Below are 21,626 nucleotides of genomic sequence, written 5' to 3' on the forward strand. Positions count from 1 at the left end.
TACTACCTATAAAAATTCATTTCGTCCACATAGTTCCAAACATGTTCTGGTAACAGGGGTCTTATGTTCTTGCCATCTTTTATGGCCTTACGGATAAACGTGGAGGAAATCTCCATGATTGGAGCCTCTACAAACGTCACCTTGTCGTGCTGGTGGAATTGGGTTTCTATGTGCCCCTCAGAGATTCTGGGATATACATAAACTTGGTAGTTTTCCAAAATCACCTCATAGTTTTTCCATTTGTGGAACCCTTTTAAATTGTCTTCGCCCATGATCAGACAGAAATTGTAATTGGGATATTTTTCCTCCAAGTGGATTAAGGTATTGATGGTATAATTGGGCTGCGGCAAGTGAAACTCAATATCCGAAGGTTTAAGGTGGGGGTAATCCTGTGTGGCCCTGTAAACCATTTCAAAGCGGTGGTGGTTATCAAGCAGGGTACTTTTTTTCTTAAAAGGGCTGTGGGGAGTCACCACAAACCACACCTGATCTAGATCGCTAAACTCGGCCATGTGGTTGGCAATCACCAAATGCCCCACGTGTATGGGGTTAAAGGTCCCAAAATACAACCCTATTTTCATACTTAGTTATTGATGAAGTTTTCTACCAACATCTCGGCCTCGTGTAGTGCTTTATCGAGATTGTCATTTTCAATAATGACATCAAACAAAGGCGCTGTTGCCAATTCAGCGCTGGCTTTGGCAACCCGCATGTTTATTTTGTCTTCGCTTTCTGTCTTTCTCTTTTTCAGTCTTATTTTTAACTCGTCAATACTGGGAGGTTTTACAAATATGGCCAAGGTTTCTTGGGGATATTTACGTTTGATTCGCAAACCACCAGACACGTCAATGTCAAAAATAACATGCTTTCCGTGGGACCAAATCCTTGTAACTTCAGATTTTAAAGTGCCGTAAAAATTATCGCGGTAGACTTCTTCCCACTCCAGAAACTCTTCATTTTTTATCTTTTTCTTAAATTCTTCAGCAGATAAAAAATAATAGTCCTTACCGTCCTTTTCTGTACCTCTTGGTTCTCTAGAGGTAGCCGAAATAGAAAACTCCAAGTTCAGTTTGTCTAAGCCTAATAAGTGTCTTACTATGGTTGTTTTTCCAGAGCCCGATGGGGCAGAGAATACAATAAGTTTTCCTTTATTCATATAGTTCGTCTTCTAGTGGGAGGTTGCCAATTGTCATGCGCAACGATTTCCCTTTCTTTTTTAATTTTATTGGAAATTCCTTTCCTTTTTTAAGTCCCCAATCATCTAATAAGTCTGTGTTTAAAAATAAAATGGAGACAGACAAATTTGAGTCGTTTTTAAGATTCAATAGCCATTCCAAATCTTCTTCAAAGTACTTTTGAGATTGTCTATATTTATTCCAAGTTTGAAAAATGTAATAATCAGATTTTGGTAGCGATGATAGTTCTACCGGTTCTCCTTTTTCATTTTCCAATTTGCTTAAAAAGTTCTTGAAGTTGATCTGGGAATCAGAAGGGCAAGGACTGTAATTGGTTTCAAATTCCTGAAAAGCACTTGTCAATTGAACTCCAGAACATTCTTCGCTACCTTGATAGCAATACTTTTCACCTGTTTGACCATTGAAAAGCAGGATGTCAGAGTTAAACCCAAATATAAAATTCTTATAGATGGAAATACTATCTTTTACCTTATCAATCTTCATGAAGTAAGTTTGTTGTGTAGGGTCTGATTCATTTAAATAGGCCAGAACACTTTCCTTACTCTCTACTTTTGGATTTTTAAATCCTATGGCTTTCCTGACAACAGTGACGCAGGAAGTTATAATAAATAGAGAAATGAAAAATCCAATGAAAAGAAGGCGAGACAATCTCATAATACGTTAAGTAACTGCTCTTTTATCTTTTCAAGTTCGTCTTTCATTTGCACTACCAATTTTTGCATAGGTGCATAGTTGCTTTTAGAACCTATGGTATTGATCTCCCGGCCTATTTCCTGAGCAATGAATCCCAGTTTTTTACCATTGGAGTCTTGAGAATTGAGAGAGTTTACAAAGTAATCCAGGTGGTTTTTTAAGCGGACTTTCTCTTCGTTAATGTCAAATTTCTCTATGTAATAAACCAATTCCTGTTCAAAACGGTTTTCATCAACCTTCTCTTTGATGTCGGCAATACCTTTTCTTAGGCGTTCGCGCACCCCTTCAATCCTCTCGGGATCCATGTCAATTACTTCGGTTAAAAGTTGGTCTATATTAGCGATGCGCTGTTTAAAGTCTGCTTCAAGGGCTTTTCCTTCGTCCAGTCTATAGGTAGCAATGGCTTTTAAGGCATCTTGGGTACCCTTTAAGATGGTTTTCCATTCTTGCTCATCCATTTCGTCACGTTCGGTATTCAAGGCATCTGGGAAGCGAACAGCCATTTTTAAAAGTTCGGTTTCGTCACCATTGACTACCTCTCTCAGTTGATGAATGTATTCCTTAACAACCGGAAGGTTTACCGTAGTGCTAGTAGTTTCACCAGTCAGTTCCACATAGATGGAAAAATCAATTTTCCCTCTTTCTAACTTTTGGGCAATCATTTTCCTGAGTTCCAGTTCCTTTTCCCTGTATGCAGAAGGCATTCTGGCATTCAAATCAAGGTTCTTGCTGTTAAGTGATTTAATTTCAATGGAAATTTTTTTTGTAGGCAGCTGCAACACAGTCTTACCATATCCAGTCATGGAATGTATCATAAACTATCATCTAAAGTTGTACAAAGTTAAGGAAATCCAAAGGTTTAGAAAACAACGAATTTATATTATGCATGCACAATATATTTTTGGTATTTTTACGGCTTTAAAATTTGAAACAGATGTTTGTAAAAGAATTTGAAATACGCTGGAGTGATGTAGATGCTAATCGCCATTTGGCCAATAGCGCCTATACCAATTTTATGAGTCATACCCGTATGGCCTTTTTGATAGAAAAGGGATTTACAATGAAGGAATTGGCTAAGTTCAATTTAGGTCCCGTGGTATTTTATGAGCATATGTATTATTTTAAGGAAACCTTTATGGGGCAGGCTATAAAAGTGAGTTTACAAGTGTCGGGCTTGAGCGAGGATGGCAAATTCTTTAAGTTTGACCATAATTTCTATAACCAAAAAGGTGAAAACCTAGCCCACTGTGAAATGTTAGGTGGCTGGATGGATTTAGGTGCTAGAAAATTAACCTCCTTACCTGAGGAGTTGTTGGATATCGCCCACGAGTTTCCCAAGGCTCCCCATTATCATACCATTACCAAGGAAGATACCAGAAAACACAGTAAGACACCGGTTAATTTGGAGTAGTCAATTTTGGCTTGGGCCGTCTGGTAACCAAATAAACCCCAGAGAAAATAAGAACTGACGCCACAATTTTGACTGAATTAACATGGTCACTTCCCATAATCACTGCAAATATTCCCGCTACAACTGGTTGTATGTATAAGAAGATACTTACTGTTGAGGCCTTTAAATGCTGAAGCGCTAAAGGATTCAAAAGATAGGTCCCAAAGGTGGCTGCAATGACCACAAAGAGCACCGATAACCAGATATAGGGTGTGAATAGATGCCATTCTACCGCAGCAAGCTCTGAATATCCAAAAGGTAGAACCATAATGCTTCCAAAGAGAAACAACCATCTTATAAAAGTAAACGGATGGTATTTGGTAGCAAGTTTTTTTAGAAGGATGAGGTAGATGCTATAGGAAACGGCATTGATGAAAACTAGAAAATTACCTAGCATGATATCATCTCCAGACTGGGTGCTTCTGCCGTAAACTGATAAAATAATGGCTCCCGAAAAACCCAAAAGAATTCCCAACATCTTTAACAAAGTAATGCGCTCTTTTAGGAAGATGCTTGAAAATACCAGCACCACAATAGGAACAACCGTCATAATCACAGAGGCGTGAATGGGTGTTGTGTATTCTAGACCTTTAAAAAAGGTGAGCATGTTTAAGACCAGACCAAAAAAAGCAGCCACGATAAACCGAACAAAATCTTGGGATTCTATTTTCTCTCGAGGCGTAAATAGACTCAACAACCAAAACATGCATGTGGCGCCTAGGACTCTCAAAAGAATAAATCCAAAAGGTCTCACGTGACCTGCATCAATCACATCATTGGCAAAGGTGAAAGTAAGTCCATAAATTACCTGGACCATAAACACGGCAATAATGGAAAGGATTCTGATTTTATTCATTGACCGCCTGCTTCGCTTGTTCAACAACCTTAGCTGTGTTGCCAATAAAAATTTGGTCATTGATAATGATCACGGGCCGTTTTAAAAAAGTGTAATGTTCAAGAATATAATGTTTGTAATCCTTTTCAGTTAAATCTTGGTTTTTCAAGTCCATCTCTTTGTACAATTTGGCCCTTTTGCTGAAAAGAGCTTCATAGCTTCCAGAAAGTTCTGCCATCTCCTCAATTTGCTTTACAGTGATAGGTTCTGTTTTAATGTCTTGATATATAAAGTCTGAAGGTAGGTTCAAATCTTTGATAATTCTTAAACACGTATTGCAGGATTTAAGGAAATATACTTTTTTCATGAGATAGCATTCAAAATTTAACGTTGCAAAATAAAGGCTTTTAGTCAACAAACAAGTATCTTTAGCACTATAAAAATGAATGGTATGGATTTTATTTTTGAGGTACTCCCTAAGTCAAGACTGTTTTTTGAAAAGGTATTAAATGAAACATCTTTAGACGATTTAAACAAGATTCCTGACGGGTTTAATAACAATATTATTTGGAATATTGCACATGTTGTGGTTACCGAACAGCTATTGGCGTATAAGTTAAGTGGGTTAGAGCCTAATGTAAGTGCAGATATGATTCAAACCTATATGAAAGGGACAAAGCCGCAAGGAAGCGTAAGCCAAGAGTTTGTAGATGAGTTAAAGACTTTGTTGTTTTCTACCATAGAAAAAACCGAGCAAGATTATAAAGATATGTATTTTACCAATTTTCATGAATACACAGTTTCAACTACGGGGAATACTTTGAAAACCCTTGATGATGCCCTTCGGTTTATATTGTTTCATGAAGGCCTGCATTCAGGCTATGTCATGGCTTTGATGAGAGCGTTAAAAAGCTAAAAAAGACTTTACTTCTTCATAAGGAATCCGAAATTCAATCATTCCAGTTGCATAGGGACCTATCTCGTAAGGGTTGTATAAGAAGATGACTCCTTGGTCATCAAAACCCATATTTTCTGGCATGACAAAACTGGTATCCTCAAAAAGGATTTTATCGGTTTCTATGACTTCCTTTTGAAAATAAGCCTCGGCCACTTTTTTAAAATTCTCTTGGTCTGAAATTAATTCGTTTTGCTCCATAGGCCTGCCGGTTTGTGGGTCAAAATTGAAAAATGTGATGGAGGACATGCCATGTGCACCACCTGTGAAGACATAACTATCTACAGATATGCAAATCAAGGTTGGGCTTTGATAGCTAATTTCACCCTCTATGTCGGCTTCCCATTTCATTGGAGAGTCAGGAAAATCAGTGATGAAGGTAGCATATTCATTATTGAAATCTGAGATACTTTCTTTAACTGGCATGGTGTAGACTTGATCAGGATCGCCAATATGAAGTATGATAGAAACAAAGGTTTCTAAAGTTTGATTAATTTGTAAGGAGGCTTCATCATCACCTTCAGCAAAAGGTATTTTTATAGTCACATAGCTGGGATCATCAACAGATTCGGATATTTCCGAAAAGACTACTGAAGAATTTTCATTTTTACAAGAAAAAACAAGAATAACAAGAAGGGCAATTGTAAGGGCTTTGAATTTCATAAAAGGTAGTTAAATTCAATCTTAAAGATAGCCATTTGCATTTGAATAGATGGGTAGAAAGCCTAACTTTGTCAAAATTTTTTAGCATGAAATTCAATACAAAAACCATACATGGAGGACAAAAACATGACCCAGCTTATGGCGCAGTGATGCCTCCCATTTACCAAACATCAACTTATGCCCAAAGTACGCCTGGTGGACACAAAGGGTTTGAATATTCCAGAACACATAACCCAACTAGACAGGCTTTGGAGAATGCCTTAGCAAGTATAGAAAATGGAACTCACGGATTAGCTTTTGGCTCGGGTTTGGCAGCTATTGATGCCGTTATGAAATTATTAAAGCCTGGAGATGAGGTGATATCCACCAACGATTTATACGGAGGATCTTATAGGTTGTTTACGAAAATATTTCAAGACTTCGGAATCAAGTTTCATTTTGTGGGTATGCAGGATGTGTCAAAGATTGAAGATTATATCAATGAAAATACCAAATTGGTTTGGGTAGAAACTCCTACCAATCCGATGATGAACATTATTGATATTAAAGGGGTTTCTGAAATAGCCAAAAAGCACAAGTTGTTGTTGGCTGTAGATAATACGTTTGCTACCCCTTACCTTCAACAGCCTTTAGATTTAGGTGCAGATATCGTTATGCATTCTGCAACTAAGTATTTGGGCGGACATAGTGATGTGGTTATGGGTGCTTTGGTCGTTAAAGATGAAGAATTAGCAGACCGATTGTATTTTGTTCAAAATGCCAGTGGTGCTGTTTGTGGGCCACAAGATAGCTTTTTGGTTTTAAGAGGTATCAAAACCCTTCATGTTAGAATGCAACGTCATTGTGAAAATGGGAAAAAGGTCGCTGAGTTTTTGGAAAGTCATCCAAAGGTGGAAAAAGTATACTGGCCAGGATTTGAATTCCATCCTAATCATGAGGTGGCTAAAAGCCAAATGAGTGATTTTGGGGGAATGATTTCATTTACCACAAAGGGGAATAATTATGAAGAAGCCATTAAAACAGTAGAAAACCTTAAAGTATTTACATTAGCTGAATCTTTGGGAGGGGTAGAATCCTTAGCTGGTCATCCCGCAAGTATGACACATGCTAGTATCCCTAAAGAGGAGCGTGAGAAAACAGGAGTGGTCGATTCCTTGATTAGACTAAGTGTGGGAATTGAAGATGCTGATGATTTGATAGAAGATTTGAACCAGGCCTTAGGGTAAAACCGTTAAGTAATAAAACAAAAAGAGCCACATCATAGTGGCTCTTTTTATTTATGTATAACTTTTTTTAATCCAAATAGTAAATATAACCAAAGTTCAACCAAAGCAACCAGTCGTTATATTTGTTGTAGCTCAATTTATGGTTAAGGCCATCAATCCAATCACTACCATAATACTGCCAGCGCATATCAAGCATTAAGTCAGATAATTTGGTAAGTTTGTATCTAACACCCACACTGGTAACAAGCGACCAAGTTGAGCCTGAGTCTAAATTAAGAGGGTAGTAATCAGGAGGATCGGAAGCGTCCCACCATCCAAAATCATCATCTAAATCAAACCCACCATATATATTGGCAGGATCCATAACATTTCCGGTACCAAAAGTTGTCCAGGAGTCTGGGTGGTAATTCACGTAATGAATACCCAAACTAACAAAGGGGGCAAAACGATAACTAAAAGCTTGAAAGGAACGAATGCTCAAAGGGAAGTATTCCAATTGCATCCCGATATCAAAATTTTGAGCCTCACCTTTATGTGGTTTTAACCTCGGTGCATTGGCATAAGTACCAAAATGATCCAAGGGTGTATAATTCCAGGAAATTTCACTTCTTAACTTAAAATGATCATTGAAATAAGTATCTGTAGAATAACAATTACACTCTGCACTATAGGAAAAGTTGATGTAGTGAATGATACCTATTCCTATTCCCGTATTTCCAAAGTTGGTTTCTTCGTTATTTCTAATTCCGTAATCTGAACGGAACTGAACAGGACCTATAATGGCTCCAATTTCATGCGAAAAGCCTAACTGGGAAAAGCTAACCTGAACACTGAAAAGTAGGAAAAGTAGGGCTAATGGTAATCTCTTATAGGACATAGTTCGCGTTAAGTCAGTAGTATAAGTGATTCACAAATATATGAAATGCTTGGTATCCACCAAATTAAAAAACTTACTGAAAACCATATAGATAACAGATGCCTTAAATTTGCATTAAAAAATTGTGAAAATTTAAAAAAATCACCGTTTAAATTTAAGATAACGTATATTTGCACCCGTTAAACTTAATATTATTTGATATCTTCAAAAATGGACAACAAAATTGAAGCTTTTTTAGACCTTGTTAAGCAAAGAGACTCTCACGAGCCAGAATTCTTACAAGCTGTAGAGGAAGTAGCCGAGACGGTTATTCCTTACATTGTTGAACACGATATTTATTATGGCAAAAACATTTTACTTAGAATGGTGGAACCTGAAAGAGTTATTTCTTTTAGAGTTTGTTGGGTAGATGATAAGGGAGAAATCCAAGTAAATAGAGGATATCGAGTTCAAATGAACTCTGCCATTGGGCCATATAAAGGAGGATTGCGATTCCATCCTTCAGTAAACCTTAGTATTTTGAAATTCTTGGCTTTTGAACAAGTATTCAAGAACAGTTTGACTACACTACCTATGGGAGGTGGAAAAGGAGGAAGTGATTTTGATCCTAAGGGAAAGAGTGATAATGAAATCATGAGATTCTGTCATGCTTTCATGTCGGAGTTGTTTAGACACATTGGAGCAAGTACAGATGTGCCTGCTGGTGATATTGGAGTTGGATCAAGAGAAATTGGATTCTTATTCGGAATGTATAAGAAATTAAGAAATGAATTTACGGGTGTTTTAACCGGTAAAGGACTTTCTTGGGGAGGATCTTTGATTAGACCAGAAGCTACAGGTTATGGAACGGTTTACTTTGCAGAAAGTATGCTTAAAACTAAAGGAGATAAAGTAGAAGGTAAGAATGTGGTTATATCAGGTTCTGGAAATGTGGCGCAATTTGCTGCCGAAAAGGTTCTTCAATTAGGAGGAAAAGTATTGACCATGTCTGATTCTTCTGGATATATTCTTGACGAAGAGGGTATTGATGCGGAAAAACTAAAGTTTATCATGGACTTGAAAAACGTTAAACGAGGTCGTATTAATGAATATGTTGATGCTTATCCAAATGCCAAGTTTTTCAGTGGAGAAACTCCTTGGAAAGTGGCTTGTGATATGGCATTGCCATGTGCTACCCAAAATGAACTGCATGGAGATGACGCTAAGGCTTTAGTTGATAATGGTTGTTTCTGTGTTAGTGAAGGAGCAAATATGCCATCAACAAAACAAGCGATTGAAGTTTTCCACAAGGCAAAAATTTTATTTGCTCCAGGAAAAGCATCAAATGCTGGTGGTGTAGCTACTTCTGGTCTAGAAATGACTCAAAACTCATTACGTTATAACTGGACAAGAGAAGAAGTTGATAAAAAATTAAAGGAAATCATGGAAGATATTCATAAGTCTTGTATCGAATATGGTAAAGAAGATGATGGATATATTAACTATGTTAAAGGAGCAAACATTGCCGGATTCGTTAAGGTAGCAGATGCTATGTTAGCACAAGGGATTGTTTAAATTTCACACAAACTAATTATTAAAACCTCCAATTTTGGAGGTTTTTTTATTTGATATTGTATGATTTTATCCTAATTATCGTTAGATATAAATATATTTGACGCAGTAATTTATTTATGATAAGAAAAGTCCTCTTAATTGTTTATTTATTGATAAGTGGCTTTGTTTCAGGGCAAGATTATTCTTCCCTGTGGAAAGGTCATTACTCCTATTTCAATATTCAAGATATATCTCAGGGAAATGGTAAAATTTATGCTGCAGCTGAGAATGCCATATTTTCTTATGATACGACCACATCAGAATTAGAAACCATTGATACAGTGAATGGTTTATCTGGAGAATCCATATCTGCGATTTATTATAGTGAAGCCTATATGATGTTATTGGTCGGTTATGAGAACGGTTTGATTGACATTGTCAAGGAAGATGGTAGTATATTGAGTGTAGTTGATATTCTGGACAAACCTACCATTCCTCCAAATACCAAAAGAATTAATCATTTTAAGGAAAATGAAGGGGTAGTTTATATTTCTACTGACTATGGTATATCTGTCTATGATTTGCTAGCTCTTGAATTTGGGGATACTTATTATATTGGAACTGGAGGGGCCCAAATACCAATTAAACAAACCGCTTTACAAGGTGGTTTTATATACGCTGCCTGTCAAAATAGCAACGGGTTAAAAAGAGCGCTGGCATCCAGTGATGATTTAATAGATTATCAGGAGTGGGTTAACGTCTCGGGGGGAAATTTTCTTGCAGTACAGGATATAGGTGGGCAGTTATATGCTATACGGGATAACCAAGAAGTTTCCCGAGTTCAAAACGGTTCGTTGATACCATTAACCACTTATCAAGATATGCCCCTAAGTATGAAAAGTACTTCAGAGTATTTGATCATTACCACCCAGAATGAAGTGTTTGTTTATGATGTCAATTTTAATCAATTGGCGTATGTCCATTTGAGTCTGACTGAAGCCAATTCTTTTACCTCTGCAACTGTAAAGGATGGATTTCTTTATATCGGGACAGCAAATATAGGTAAGTTAAAGTCGGCACTTACTGATGCAACCATTTTTGAGACAATTTATCCGGATGGACCTTTAAGAAATGGAGCTTTTTCAATTCAGGCTAGACAATACAATTTATGGATGACTTATGGAGATTACACTTTAAGTTATAATCCAGCTCCAGTAAGAACATTTGGAATTAGTCATTTAAATGGAGAAAGCTGGGTAAATATTCCTTATTCAGAAGCATTGGGAGCTAGAAATTTAAATAAGATGGCCATCAATCCCTTTAATATTGGACAAGTTTTTATAAGCTCTTTTTTCGATGGAATCCTAGAAATTAATGATGATATACCTACCGTTTTGTATAATGAGTCTAATAGTGGATTGGAATCTTTAATATTACCTAACAACCCAAATTATAAAAATATAAGGCAAAGCGCCTCTATTTTTGATTCGAATGGAATATTATGGACATTAACAGCCAGAGTTGCCAAACCATTAAAGTCTTATGATCCTACAACACAGCAATGGCAAGGATATTCTTTTGGCTCTCTTTTTTCTGCAGATGAAGCATTAACCGCAGAATTCGGTTATTCGGATATTGAATTAGATGCCAATGGGAATAAATGGATTGGAGGATATCGAATGGGATTAATTGGTTACAGTTCTAATGGGACACTGAAAAACATGGCTTCAGAAGAGGAAAATTTACCAAGCCCTTTTATTACTTCATTGGCAGTGGATAAGCAAAATCAAGTTTGGGTTGGGAACTATAAAGGGTTAAGAGTACTCTATAATACAACTGGTTTTTTTGATGGCTCTGTTTCTCAATTGGAATCTATTATCATCCTAGAGGATGGGGTTCCTAAAGAATTACTATATGAACAATATGTTACCGATATTGAGGTTGATGGAGCTAATAATAAATGGATAGGAACATTTTCGTCAGGATTATTTTATCTAAGTTCCAATGGTCAAGAAACCATCTATCATTTTACCAAAAAAAACTCGCCTCTTCCATCCAATAACGTGGTTGATATTTCTATTGATGAGTCCAATGGAACAGTTTACATTGCAACAGCTAATGGATTGGTGTCATTTTCTTCGGGTGGCTCTGAGACGACATCAGATTTTGAAAATTCATTCGTCTTTCCCAATCCAGTAAGGCCTGAATTTAATATGAACAATGATAAAGTAAAAATAAGAGGCTTACCTGAGAACGTCAATATTAAAATTTTGGATATTGAAGGTAACTTGGTGGCCGAGGCCAAATCAAATGTCAACATGAGATATAGAGGCTATAATCTTGAAATCGACGGAGGAACGGCGTTTTGGAATGGTAGAAATTTGGGTAATAATACAGTTGCCTCTGGGGTCTATCTTATTATGCTTTCAGATTTGGATACCTACGAAACCAAAGTACTGAAACTAATGGTGGTAAGGTAATGATTGCTAAAACCAAAGGTATTGTACTATCTTCAATCAAGTATCAGGACCATGACTTAATTGTTAGATGTTACACGGAAAAGTTCGGTACGATAAGTTTCCTTTTGAAGGGTGTGATGAAATCTAAAAGGGGGAGCAAAAATGTTGCTTTTTTTCAGCCTTTAACTCAATTGCAATTAGAAGTAAAACATCAATCGAATAGAAGCCTGCATTACATTCAAGAAGTCAAGGCGTATTATATTTATGAAACCTTACATTCCAATATTATCAAAGGCTCATTGGGAATGTTCTTGGCTGAGGTTTTAAGCAGTAGTTTGAAGGAAGAAGAACCAAACGAAAACCTATTTGCTTTTATTGAAACAGCTTTTCAATGGCTGGATCAAGAATCTCATTTTGCCAATTTTCATTTATTATTCCTTTTGAACCTAAGCAAACATCTTGGGTTTTTTCCAGATGATTACCTAAAGGAAGAACGGACCTTTTTTGATCTTCAAGAGGGAAAGTTTGACAAGGAACAACCTAAAAGAGGCATTGCTGGAACCCAGGTTGTTTTATTAAAGACTCTTATGGATTCCGATATTCAATCCATTAATTCGATTAAATTAAATGCAAGCCAACGGCAAGAATTCTTGAACACACTTTTGTTCTATTATGAATTACATCTTGAAGGATTTAGAAAACCAAAATCTTTAGATGTCTTCAACCAACTATTTCATTAAACCGATTCTCTACCTTTTTATCGCCTTTTTGGTAATTTCTTGGTCATTATTTAATGTTATCTTTGCTAAATAAGCTGAGCAACTTAGTGATGAAAGATCCAAAACCTCTTTTGAAGAAGATCCTATAAAAGTCAATAAAGATCTGCCCAAAAGATCATAAATTTCAATTTTTTCGATGGTCTTATTCTTCCCAACCGTAAAAGAAACCATTCCATTTTGAAGCTCAACAATTGTTAAGTCATTTGTGTCCAATACTGATTCTGAAGTAGACAACGCATTGGTTTGAAAAACAATTTCAAATCGGTCATTGAATTCGCCTTGTTCAGAGGAGAAAGTATAGTCTGACGAGGATAGATCATGGTAAATATTCAAGAGGTTATCTTTTAAATAAATAATGTTGGAGTTTAGAAATTGGCCTTCTATTTGTGCTAAACTTAGAGTATAAATAGTTGGTGTATAAATAGTCGTAGAAAATCCTAATGGAATTACTTCGTTTATGTCCAAGCTTAAATCAGATTTTCCTTGAATAGCAAATTTTGAGTCTATATTCTCTATAAGAGAATATAACAAGGCATTTTGACCAGTAGACATATTTCTTGGAGCATCATAATACATGCCATCGTAATCGTCGGAAGCGTTTTGAAAATAGCCAACTAAAATCTGATTAAAGGCTCCATTATCTGAACTCAAATTAATCCAAAGTCTATTATTGTTATTAGTTGTAGCTCTAAAGAACTGACTATTATTTCCAGTAACTCTCATAGCATTATTAAACACAGTTGAAGAGTAATATCCAGGTCCCGAAGTGGCGCCAGTTTTTTTTCCTATAACAAAAAAGCCTTGACCAGATGGAACGAAATCTTCAGGAATATCACTGCCATTTGATGAAGCAATGCCGCCTGAGCCATTAATCATTGCATAATCATTTTGCGAAAAGTTGAGACCTTCATTACCTGAATTTCCGGAACTAACATCTGTATCACTTGACCAGAGATATAGAACTCCTTCCAAAATGGTCGAATTGTGATTGAAAAATTCCAAAGCATCTATGGCACAAGGGTAAGGATTACCTATTAAATTCCAATTGTTATAAATTACTGTGTTATCAATATAAATGTTGACATCGATATTCCCCGTATTGAAAGCCCCCCCGTCCGATTGGGTGCCTTCAAATATATATTGGTATTGATTACCAGGGATAAAACCAATTACATTATGTGTGGCAGCATAACCACTACCAGGGACCATTTGTCCAGTAGATTGTACTACCCAATCATCGCCATTGTCATCGATATCATCCTGTCCTGTTATAAATGTATTAGAATTACCATCTTCAATAAGATCATCGTTGAATAAGGAAGCATTATATGAAAAACGTCTATTGGGGTTGGCATCAATTAATGCCGTTTCAATTTGACCATTCTCAAGGGGAGAACTCCAATAGGTATAATCATACCAATATTGTAAGGGAGCTGTAAGCTTGGACATCGTATTTTTAGCTGATGTATTGTTGAGTGTGAAGGTACCAGAGTCTTGGATTTGAACCAAACTCCCTTGAGGGGCTACATAGATTTCTCCATCAACAATAATGTCATTAACCACAGAAACGTAATATCCATTATCAATATCTAAGGAATAATTTGGATTAATTAATAAATTACATGCCACAAAACTTCCAGAAGTTGAGGTATCATAGTCTCCGTTGATGATAGCAATAGTGTTTGAAGTTGGATTGGAAGGAGACCAAGAGGAGCCATCCCAAGTCACAGAATCCAGCTCCAATAATACAGCATTAGAGGCCGTAAAGCATGTTTGGTCATCTTCTCGAATCTGACAATAAAATTGGTAATCAACCACTGGAAATATGTCTAGGATCTCCAAAATGGCAGTGTCAGAATTATTAAAGGTTGCATCATCCGTAATTTCTGTCCAACCGGAATTTCCGGGAGCTAAATAGCACCATTGATAAGCTAAGGAGTTCCCTCCACTATATCCTTCATCTGCTGCAACACTAATGGTCGCTGTATTACAGGATTGATTGATGGTAGGGCCAGAGGTGATGCTTGGGGGCACTCCAGTTGAAAAATCAAAAGTTCCAATATCTGTATAATCGACAGGAGAAAAGGAGTCCCAATCGTTGGAATTCCATGTGGTGCTGGGAGCTATAATACCCGTATTTTTTCGTCTGTAGGTGTAATTTTTGGAGGCAATCGTAAAAGAATCACCAGAGGTATCTCCCCACAAATCAATCCAAGTGGTTCCATTATATAGTCTAATATGATCGTCTTCATTGATGCCATTCACGTTACTTGATTGATCAAAACCATGTGAGGCATGGGCATCAGTTGCGTCAGATTGTCCAAAAGCAAGTACAAAAACATCACCGTTAATAATGCTTCCTGAGAGGGTGACTGAACTTGTCGCGGTACTAGCTCCATTATTGTGGATACGGATTTCATATCCAGATAAATTCACGGTTGCCCCAGTACCATTAAAAATTTCTACATAAGAGTGGTGTCCAGTTCCATGATCAGTGACCTCACTGATAAATAATTCTGTTGGAGAAATGCCCGAATTACCTTCACAACTTGATATCTGATTGTCTATCACTATAAACAATTCTGAACTTAGGCACCCCAAATCATTTGTAATTTCTAGACTTCCTGTGGTTGCTCCAGAAGGGACACTTAATTCGAGTTCAGTTGAGGAAATTACATTGACGGAGCTAATAGATACACCATTTAGAGTTGCTGTGGTTGCAGAACCAAAGTTAATTCCTGTAATATTTATGATAGTGGCTTCTGGTCCAGACATTGGTGAAATTGTAATTGGAGATGCAGCGCAATCTCCGTTTCCTTGAACTTGGAAGGTATAAGGGTTCTCATCACTGTCGTTACTTATAATAGTTATGGTAGATGTCCTAAGTCCAACACCAGTGGGTGAAAAAACAATTTCAAAATCCACTTCGGTATTTGAGCTAATTGTTGACGGACTGGGGTTCAAAGAAATTGAAAATTCAGTGGGATTGGACGAGGTAATACTTGTTAGATCCAGGTCTGACGTACCTTCATTGCTTACATGAAATGTCTTGGGAGAAGAAGAATCACCCATGACAGTAGCTGCAAAAATGGTATTGTAACCAATATTAGGAGAGGAACCATTAGGAATTGTTCCTCCGGTATTTCTCTCAATATCAATCTCTGGAGCAGGAGTAAACCCTTCTCCAGTTAAATTAATGGTACAACTTCCTTCGTTAGGGTCATTGTTGTTGATTGTTATGGTTCCATTCTGTGTGCCGTTGGTCGTAGGCGTAAATGTTACGGTAAAGGTTTGGGAATTGCCTGCAGAAATGGTAATAAGTCCAGTAGGAGATACCGTGTAGTTTCCAGTGATTCCCAATGAAGTAATGTCTAGATCGGCGGAGCCAATATTTTCAATAGCAAAGGTGATATTAGTATTAGTGGACAAGGCTTGTGAGCCAAAGTCTATAGTATAACCACAGTTTTGATTGGTTGAGGTGTCATCAACAAGTTGAAGTTCTGGGGCGGGAGTTGTGCCTCCACAAGTTAATTCAACGTCGTCAAAGTAAAATGAACCACTTGATCTATTACTCATGTACCATCTTATATAATAATCATTAGACAAGTTTAAGTTTATAGAGAATAGCTGATAGTTTGTAGTTACATCTCCAGTATTACTACCGTTAGCAATAATAATTGAGGCATCATACCAAGAAATACCGTCATCAGAATATTGCACATTAACTGTGAAATTGGAGCCAGTGCCAGAGGTTCTTGCCCAAAAGCTTAAGGTATTGGGATCTGTTACCATTGAAGTACTTATCCAATCATCCTCGTCATTCATACCAGCCTTCTGATAGCCGGAATGTGGATTTCCGGTGTTAAAATAAGAACCGTTATTAGTCCATCCTGTCGGTTGTCCACTTTCAAAACCTGTATTTAAGCAAGGATCAGTAATCGTAGTTTCATCTCCAGTTAGAGGGTTTGTTGTGTTATAATCAGGACCTCCTGTACAACTACTATCGTTATAAGCAAATACAAAAAAGTAATATTGTGTGATTTGTGATAAACCCGTTGCACTAAATGTTGTAGCATTTGAACCTTGTACTACAGTGCCACTACCAATAGTATCGCCAGCAGAATAGGTTGTTCCGTTAACTGGGTTAGCTCCTAATGTTGAAGACGTACTTACAACAACCAAATATTCATCTGCTGTAGTAGCTGTAAAGTCACCATCAATTGTAGACCCAGTAATACCACTAAATGTTAGGTTGGTTGGTTGGTTAGTCGGTGCCGAACATGGAGAGGCGCTAGTTCCAATTATTTCTGCATCATCAACAATCCAATATTCGTTGGCAGAATTATTGGTCATAATAATTCTAACTCTCAGTTCATTAGAGTTAGGTAATCCATCTATAACTATGGTGCTATAACCATCTGTTGTTCTGTATCCTCCTCCTGAAGGAGTATATATTGTAGCATTGTTATCTCCATCATAAGTTGTTAAGGAAGTTCCCGTTCCTGTATCAAAAGACCAAATAGCATTATTATTTCCTTGTACTTCAATTTCCTGAGACCAAGTTACTCCATTATCTTCACTAATCTCAAAATAAACTTCATCACTACCATCAGCACCATTTCCTGAGGTTGCTGAAAAAGAGGCTAATCTACAGGTAAAATATATGTTTGAATAAGAAGAAGCATCAACACTGGAAAAAGTAATGGTATCTGAACCATTATTAACTTCTATTGAACTTGATCCACTAACAAAGTTATTGTCACCAGCAGGAAATGGTCCTGTGCCAGTAGCAATAGAACCTCCTGTATATGTCATTGTAGGTGTTGCGGGAGATGTTTCGAAATCTTGAATTCCAATTGTCACCTGGCCAAACCCAATGTTTAAAGCGCTGAGAAAAATAAAAAAGAGGAGGGTGTATTTTTTTATCATGGGGTATTTGGATTAATTACATGTAATAAGGGACTGACAAATATAAATGAAAAGACCTAAAAAACAACAAGTTACAAATATCTTGTTATTAACAAATTGTTATTAATTTTGAGGGTATGGATACAGGAAAAACGTTTACGGTTGAAGAAGCGCAACGAGCCCTAGAAAATTATTGTGCTTATCAAGAACGATGTCACAAGGAAGTTAGAGAAAAGTTGTTGGGTATGCGAATGATTCCTGAGGCTGTAGACCATATTATTACCCATCTGATTCAGGAAAACTATCTTAATGAAGAGCGGTTTGCCAAAGCTTTTGCCCGAGGCAAATTCAGAATTAAGAAGTGGGGAAGAAACCGAATTATCAGAGAGCTAAAATTCAGGGATATCTCTAAATTCAATATTGAAACAGCTTTAAAAGAGATTTCTCCACAAGCATATCAGGAAACCCTTCATGAACTGGCAGTTAAAAAGGCGGATGGAATCAGGGAAAGCAACCTCTGGAAAAAAAAGAAGAAGCTGGCAGACTACCTCTTATATCGTGGATGGGAATCGCACTTGGTTTATGAAAAAGTAAGTGAATTAATTTCATAAAAAAAGTCCAGCAACATGCCGGACTTTACTTTTAAAAATAAAAATGTTTTATAAGTTGAAAACAGCTCCCACATTAACGTTAAACTGATTGTAAAGATGTTCTGCTGGTGTTAGGTTGTCATTGTATTTGGCAATAGGGAACTGTGCCTCGGTATATAAACCGAATCCTTCTGTGAAGAAGTATCTGGCTCCTACATGGCCTCCAAAGTTTTTAAGGCTTAGATTTAAACCAGGGTACAGGTCAAAATTCTCATCAATGTTCAGTACGTTTCCGATATTGGCATTAAAGCGGGCCTTTAAATCAAAGCGATCTGTGAAATCTGCTTTTTCAACGACAGTTCCACCATAAACAACCACATCTTTATCCAAACCATTTGAAATTCCCAAAGCATAGCTTGAGGACACACCAACCGAGATGTTTTCTCCTAAACCATAATCATAAGATAGATTAATACCCGTAGCAGAATCTTGGAAGTTAGCACCAATTTGTAGTTTTTGGTCTCCTTTACCCTTGAATGCTTGTGCGTGAACAAATGATACAGCTAATAAGGAAAGGGCGCATAAAAATTGTTTCATAGTAATAGGTTCTAAATTTTACTAATCAAAAGTACTAGATACTTTTGAGATATCTATGGGTTTTTACAACGGCTTGTTCATTTTTCCAATCAATCCATTTTTGCCCTTGTACCCGTCTCATCAAATTATCTATATGACGCATAACGAAAATGTTATAAATGGCTTTGCCTAAATTCTTAGGTTTTTTGGGTATGGACCTCAAGCTCATCGAGAATCCTGGGGTGATATAACGCATATAGTGCCAATAACCTTCAGGCATATAAAGGACCTCGCCATGGTTGAGCTCGGTTTTAAAACCTGTTGCATGCTGTAATGCAGGCCATTGAGAATAATCAGGATTGGAAAAGTCGATGTCTTCTCTTGTGATTAGGGAATGCGGAATCTTATAAAGTACTTTGTTCTGATTTTGATCAAAAAGAATGATCTCCTTTTTTCCTTCAAAATGGAAATGGAAGATATTGGCTAGGTCAATATCATAGTGCATAAAGGTATAGGAATTCTCGCCTCCAAAGAAGAGCATCGGCAGTCCTTTCATTAATTTTAAGCCAAAATCAGGGTAGGTATAATCCGCTTGTAATTGCGGTACTTCCTTTAAAATGTTCCATAAAAAAATGCGATAACGGGTAGGCTCATTTTTGAGTAAATCAATGTAGTCACCCATTTTCATTTTAGAGTGGGGTTCGTTAAAACCATCTTTATGGCTTACGGGGCGGTCATCATAGAGAGGAACTATTTTATCACCAGCAATGGATTTCATATAATCTAAATTCCATTTTGAAAACGCTGGCCAATCCTCAATAAAACGCTCAATAACCACAGGTTTTTGAGGTTTGTAAAACTCTTTGAAAAAGGTGTCCTTATCTAGGGTCTTTACGCGAGGAATGGTTTTTAATTGCACCTAAATTGAAATGATGATTAACCTTTCAAAGTTAAGAAAAGGTTGCCAAAACTTTCATAGAGATCTGTTAATAAAAAAACCCAAACGCTTCGTTTGGGTTTAGATTCTATGTGTTTTTATCCCTATTTAAATCTATAATTAAGACCGAAAAGAAGGTTGCCTTTTGGCATGGGAACTAAGTTCGTTTCATAATATTCTTCATTAAAAATATTGTTGGCAAAAACTGAAAGTTCCAATTGGTTGATGATAACCGATAACCCAGCGTCATACACAGTGTAAGCTTGTCCAGAGGTTCTTTCGGCATATTTATATACAATCGTAGGTTGTAAAATATTAAAGAAACGTCCTTTATAGGTTGCGGTTACTTGATGTTTTAAAGAATTGATGGAATAGCGCGAGAAAGCAATATCCAAATCTTTGACTTCGTCATCAATAAAGGTATAACCTAAATCCATGAGTTGTATAGCACCTGCTATATCAAAACGATAATTGATATTGGCCTCAAATCCTTTGGTGTTCAAATCTCTGATATTAGTAGCTTGCCAAAGATCATCTTCATTTTCCTTGACATAGTCAATCAATTTTTTGGAATCACGATTAAAGAATGCCAAAGATCCATTCCATTTTGCACCTAGATATTTGATACCTATTTCCTCTGCCATAGCCTCTTCAGGATCCAATTGGTCGTTACCCAAAGTCGTTGGGTCGCTGTAGTACAGGTCAGTATAGGTTGGGATTCGGTAAGTATAACCAACATTTCCATAAAATTTAAATTGTTCTGAAATGGAATACCCAATGTCAACCCCTGGGAAGGCATGAAACTTAAAATCTGAAAAATAGGTCAGAGCAACTCCAGGAGTCACATCTAGTTTATCATTTAGAAACTTGAAACGATGCTCGAGGAAAAAATTGGTCATGAAGCGTTCGCGGTCCCCTAAATTATTGCTGGAAAGATATACTTGTGCCAAATCAACCCCAAATCCTGTTGTTCCTAAAGAAGATGAATAAGATCCATGAAGTTCGGCAGCAACTTTGTTGGTGATATGTAAATTTCTGTAAACCTCGGGGTTGCTACGAATGAAAACATATTCATCCTGATTTCTTCTCCAGTACAATCTCGGTTTTAAGGTGAGGTTGTTATGTTTGTAAACAGAAGAAAGTCCTACCAAACTTGCTTGGGTTTCTTCATATTGATCGGTTGCAGATGGGGTAGAATAAAAACCATTGGCGCCAAATTTACGCTCCTGAAATGTTGCAATGAAATCAATAGGCATATGGTTCTTGTTAAAGCTACTTTTGATAAAATAGTTTTGGTTGTCATAATCGGTATTATAGCGATATCCTTCAGAAGTATTTCTAGAATAATGCACCAAATGAGAGGTATTCTGTAAATTACTGCTCACCGTAACTTCTGCATTTTTTTGACCAAAAGAGCCACCTTGAACTCCTAATTTCACCTGGTTTTCCAAAGCTTTTTTAGTAACAATGTTCACTGCACCAGTAAAAGCATTTTGACCAAAAACTCTGGCTGCCGGTCCTTTTATAATTTCGATGCGTTCTATGACATCTAAAGGTAAGATAAGGTTCATGGTATGATGACCTGTTTGGGCGTCTTCCAGTTTTATTCCATCAATTAAAAGAAGGGTTTGGTCAAAACTCCCACCTCTAATGTATAAATCAGCTTGTGAACCGGCGGTACCTCTACGTCTTATATCAACCCCGGCTACCTGCTGCAATAAATCCACTACATTGGTAGCGGCACTTTTTTGGATCATTTCCGAGTTGATGACGGTGATGGTTCTAGAATTTTCTTTAAATGGAAGTTCAATTCTGGAAGAGATAATCACCACTGAGTCTAAATCTTGTTGAGGGAAATCCTGAGCTTGTGTCAAGAAGATACCTGCGAGAAAACTAGCTAAGAGGAGATTTAATTTCATAGTATATTTCATTAGGGATTTTTAAAAAAC

Annotated in this window: 19 protein-coding genes; 7 read left to right on the forward strand and 12 right to left on the reverse strand. The window is 36.9% G+C overall.

All coding sequences use genetic code 11. The annotated features are described in order from the left end of the window. Positions 1 to 2: 2 nt before the first annotated feature. The 4 genes from nadD to ZA07_RS06730 are packed head-to-tail and all read right to left on the reverse strand — an operon-like array spanning position 3 to position 2,704. Entirely contained in the window at positions 3 to 581 is a 579-nt protein-coding gene (gene nadD, locus ZA07_RS06715) for a nicotinate (nicotinamide) nucleotide adenylyltransferase (RefSeq protein ID WP_053970947.1), read from the reverse strand. A gap of 2 nt (positions 582 to 583) precedes the next feature. Next, positions 584 to 1,156, reverse strand: a complete 573-nt coding sequence (gmk, locus tag ZA07_RS06720; protein ID WP_053970948.1) for a guanylate kinase — start codon at positions 1,154 to 1,156, stop codon at positions 584 to 586. Further along, positions 1,149 to 1,850, reverse strand: coding sequence for a hypothetical protein (locus ZA07_RS06725; protein ID WP_053970949.1), 702 nt, complete (start codon positions 1,848 to 1,850; stop codon positions 1,149 to 1,151). Before ZA07_RS06725 ends, gmk begins: the two co-directional genes overlap by 8 nt. Beyond that, positions 1,847 to 2,704, reverse strand: coding sequence for a YicC/YloC family endoribonuclease (locus tag ZA07_RS06730; protein WP_053970950.1), 858 nt, complete (start codon positions 2,702 to 2,704; stop codon positions 1,847 to 1,849). Before ZA07_RS06730 ends, ZA07_RS06725 begins: the two co-directional genes overlap by 4 nt. A 119-nt stretch (positions 2,705 to 2,823) precedes the next feature. On the opposite strand from ZA07_RS06730, the gene ZA07_RS06735 reads away from it, so the two are divergent. Then, positions 2,824 to 3,300: a thioesterase family protein gene (locus tag ZA07_RS06735; protein WP_053970951.1), complete on the forward strand. Its 477-nt coding sequence runs from the start codon at positions 2,824 to 2,826 to the stop codon at positions 3,298 to 3,300. Here the strand turns inward: ZA07_RS06735 and ZA07_RS06740 are convergent. Together ZA07_RS06740 and ZA07_RS06745 are read right to left on the reverse strand one after the other, a co-directional pair. After that, on the reverse strand, positions 3,287 to 4,195 hold the full coding sequence (locus ZA07_RS06740) for a DMT family transporter (RefSeq protein WP_053970952.1): 909 nt from the start codon (positions 4,193 to 4,195) through the stop codon (positions 3,287 to 3,289). The two genes, ZA07_RS06735 and ZA07_RS06740, sit on opposite strands and share 14 nt — an antisense overlap. Then, positions 4,188 to 4,541 (reverse strand): arsenate reductase family protein, encoded by a 354-nt coding sequence (locus ZA07_RS06745; protein WP_053970953.1) that lies wholly within the window; start codon positions 4,539 to 4,541, stop codon positions 4,188 to 4,190. The genes ZA07_RS06740 and ZA07_RS06745 overlap by 8 nt, the downstream gene beginning before the upstream one ends. An 84-nt stretch (positions 4,542 to 4,625) precedes the next feature. Between ZA07_RS06745 and ZA07_RS06750 the strand changes: the two genes are divergently transcribed. Continuing rightward, a complete protein-coding gene (locus ZA07_RS06750) occupies positions 4,626 to 5,090 on the forward strand; it encodes a DinB family protein (RefSeq protein ID WP_053972073.1) in 465 nt (154 codons plus the stop codon). On the opposite strand, the gene ZA07_RS06755 is transcribed toward ZA07_RS06750, so the two are convergent. Continuing rightward, positions 5,079 to 5,792, reverse strand: coding sequence for a DUF3298 and DUF4163 domain-containing protein (locus ZA07_RS06755; RefSeq protein WP_053970954.1), 714 nt, complete (start codon positions 5,790 to 5,792; stop codon positions 5,079 to 5,081). The genes ZA07_RS06750 and ZA07_RS06755 overlap by 12 nt on opposite strands. A gap of 86 nt (positions 5,793 to 5,878) precedes the next feature. Here ZA07_RS06755 and ZA07_RS06760 point away from each other — a divergent pair, with 86 nt between their 5' ends. Beyond that, positions 5,879 to 7,018, forward strand: coding sequence for a cystathionine gamma-synthase (locus ZA07_RS06760; protein ID WP_053970955.1), 1,140 nt, complete (start codon positions 5,879 to 5,881; stop codon positions 7,016 to 7,018). 67 nt (positions 7,019 to 7,085) lie between these two features. Here ZA07_RS06760 and ZA07_RS06765 read toward each other — a convergent pair whose 3' ends face one another. Beyond that, positions 7,086 to 7,895, reverse strand: a complete 810-nt coding sequence (locus tag ZA07_RS06765) for a glutamate dehydrogenase (RefSeq protein WP_053970956.1) — start codon at positions 7,893 to 7,895, stop codon at positions 7,086 to 7,088. A 210-nt stretch (positions 7,896 to 8,105) separates the two neighbouring features. Between ZA07_RS06765 and gdhA the strand changes: the two genes are divergently transcribed. From gdhA to recO, 3 genes are all read left to right on the forward strand, one after another. Next, on the forward strand, positions 8,106 to 9,449 hold the full coding sequence (gene gdhA / locus ZA07_RS06770) for an NADP-specific glutamate dehydrogenase (RefSeq protein WP_053970957.1): 1,344 nt from the start codon (positions 8,106 to 8,108) through the stop codon (positions 9,447 to 9,449). 116 nt (positions 9,450 to 9,565) lie between these two features. Beyond that, positions 9,566 to 11,908, forward strand: a complete 2,343-nt coding sequence (locus ZA07_RS06775) for a two-component regulator propeller domain-containing protein (RefSeq protein WP_053970958.1) — start codon at positions 9,566 to 9,568, stop codon at positions 11,906 to 11,908. Beyond that, positions 11,908 to 12,627 (forward strand): DNA repair protein RecO, encoded by a 720-nt coding sequence (gene recO / locus ZA07_RS06780; protein WP_053970959.1) that lies wholly within the window; start codon positions 11,908 to 11,910, stop codon positions 12,625 to 12,627. Before ZA07_RS06775 ends, recO begins: the two co-directional genes overlap by 1 nt. A 9-nt stretch (positions 12,628 to 12,636) precedes the next feature. Here recO and ZA07_RS06785 read toward each other — a convergent pair whose 3' ends face one another. After that, on the reverse strand, positions 12,637 to 17,595 hold the full coding sequence (locus tag ZA07_RS06785) for a choice-of-anchor D domain-containing protein (RefSeq protein WP_053970960.1): 4,959 nt from the start codon (positions 17,593 to 17,595) through the stop codon (positions 12,637 to 12,639). Positions 17,596 to 17,711: 116 nt separating this feature from the next. Between ZA07_RS06785 and ZA07_RS06790 the strand changes: the two genes are divergently transcribed. After that, positions 17,712 to 18,185 (forward strand): regulatory protein RecX, encoded by a 474-nt coding sequence (locus ZA07_RS06790; RefSeq protein ID WP_053970961.1) that lies wholly within the window; start codon positions 17,712 to 17,714, stop codon positions 18,183 to 18,185. A 48-nt stretch (positions 18,186 to 18,233) separates the two neighbouring features. On the opposite strand, the gene ZA07_RS06795 is transcribed toward ZA07_RS06790, so the two are convergent. The 3 genes from ZA07_RS06795 to ZA07_RS06805 form a co-directional block, all read right to left on the reverse strand. Beyond that, complete coding sequence (locus ZA07_RS06795) at positions 18,234 to 18,761, reverse strand: DUF6646 family protein (RefSeq protein ID WP_053970962.1); 528 nt, start codon at positions 18,759 to 18,761, stop codon at positions 18,234 to 18,236. A gap of 34 nt (positions 18,762 to 18,795) precedes the next feature. Further along, positions 18,796 to 19,659 carry a cupin-like domain-containing protein gene (locus ZA07_RS06800; protein ID WP_053970963.1) on the reverse strand — a complete coding sequence of 288 codons (864 nt, stop codon included), beginning with the start codon at positions 19,657 to 19,659 and terminating at the stop codon, positions 18,796 to 18,798. A gap of 122 nt (positions 19,660 to 19,781) precedes the next feature. Beyond that, positions 19,782 to 21,596 carry a TonB-dependent siderophore receptor gene (locus ZA07_RS06805; RefSeq protein WP_231628648.1) on the reverse strand — a complete coding sequence of 605 codons (1,815 nt, stop codon included), beginning with the start codon at positions 21,594 to 21,596 and terminating at the stop codon, positions 19,782 to 19,784. Between the last annotated feature and the right edge of the window lie 30 nt (positions 21,597 to 21,626).

This window comes from Mangrovimonas sp. ST2L15 (assembly GCF_001280515.1).
Classification (GTDB): domain Bacteria; phylum Bacteroidota; class Bacteroidia; order Flavobacteriales; family Flavobacteriaceae; genus Mangrovimonas; species Mangrovimonas futianensis.

What these genes read in the sequence shown, in the direction of transcription:
- nadD (WP_053970947.1), bottom strand. Translation starts at nt 581, where the DNA reads ATGAAAATAGGGTTGTATTTTGGGACCTTTAACCCCATACACGTGGGG.
- gmk (WP_053970948.1), bottom strand. Translation starts at nt 1,156, where the DNA reads ATGAATAAAGGAAAACTTATTGTATTCTCTGCCCCATCGGGCTCTGGA.
- ZA07_RS06725 (WP_053970949.1), bottom strand. Translation starts at nt 1,850, where the DNA reads ATGAGATTGTCTCGCCTTCTTTTCATTGGATTTTTCATTTCTCTATTT.
- ZA07_RS06730 (WP_053970950.1), bottom strand. Translation starts at nt 2,704, where the DNA reads ATGATACATTCCATGACTGGATATGGTAAGACTGTGTTGCAGCTGCCT.
- ZA07_RS06735 (WP_053970951.1), top strand. Translation starts at nt 2,824, where the DNA reads ATGTTTGTAAAAGAATTTGAAATACGCTGGAGTGATGTAGATGCTAAT.
- ZA07_RS06740 (WP_053970952.1), bottom strand. Translation starts at nt 4,195, where the DNA reads ATGAATAAAATCAGAATCCTTTCCATTATTGCCGTGTTTATGGTCCAG.
- ZA07_RS06745 (WP_053970953.1), bottom strand. Translation starts at nt 4,541, where the DNA reads ATGAAAAAAGTATATTTCCTTAAATCCTGCAATACGTGTTTAAGAATT.
- ZA07_RS06750 (WP_053972073.1), top strand. Translation starts at nt 4,626, where the DNA reads ATGGATTTTATTTTTGAGGTACTCCCTAAGTCAAGACTGTTTTTTGAA.
- ZA07_RS06755 (WP_053970954.1), bottom strand. Translation starts at nt 5,792, where the DNA reads ATGAAATTCAAAGCCCTTACAATTGCCCTTCTTGTTATTCTTGTTTTT.
- ZA07_RS06760 (WP_053970955.1), top strand. Translation starts at nt 5,879, where the DNA reads ATGAAATTCAATACAAAAACCATACATGGAGGACAAAAACATGACCCA.
- ZA07_RS06765 (WP_053970956.1), bottom strand. Translation starts at nt 7,895, where the DNA reads ATGTCCTATAAGAGATTACCATTAGCCCTACTTTTCCTACTTTTCAGT.
- gdhA (WP_053970957.1), top strand. Translation starts at nt 8,106, where the DNA reads ATGGACAACAAAATTGAAGCTTTTTTAGACCTTGTTAAGCAAAGAGAC.
- ZA07_RS06775 (WP_053970958.1), top strand. Translation starts at nt 9,566, where the DNA reads ATGATAAGAAAAGTCCTCTTAATTGTTTATTTATTGATAAGTGGCTTT.
- recO (WP_053970959.1), top strand. Translation starts at nt 11,908, where the DNA reads ATGATTGCTAAAACCAAAGGTATTGTACTATCTTCAATCAAGTATCAG.
- ZA07_RS06785 (WP_053970960.1), bottom strand. Translation starts at nt 17,595, where the DNA reads ATGATAAAAAAATACACCCTCCTCTTTTTTATTTTTCTCAGCGCTTTA.
- ZA07_RS06790 (WP_053970961.1), top strand. Translation starts at nt 17,712, where the DNA reads ATGGATACAGGAAAAACGTTTACGGTTGAAGAAGCGCAACGAGCCCTA.
- ZA07_RS06795 (WP_053970962.1), bottom strand. Translation starts at nt 18,761, where the DNA reads ATGAAACAATTTTTATGCGCCCTTTCCTTATTAGCTGTATCATTTGTT.
- ZA07_RS06805 (WP_231628648.1), bottom strand. Translation starts at nt 21,596, where the DNA reads ATGAAATTAAATCTCCTCTTAGCTAGTTTTCTCGCAGGTATCTTCTTG.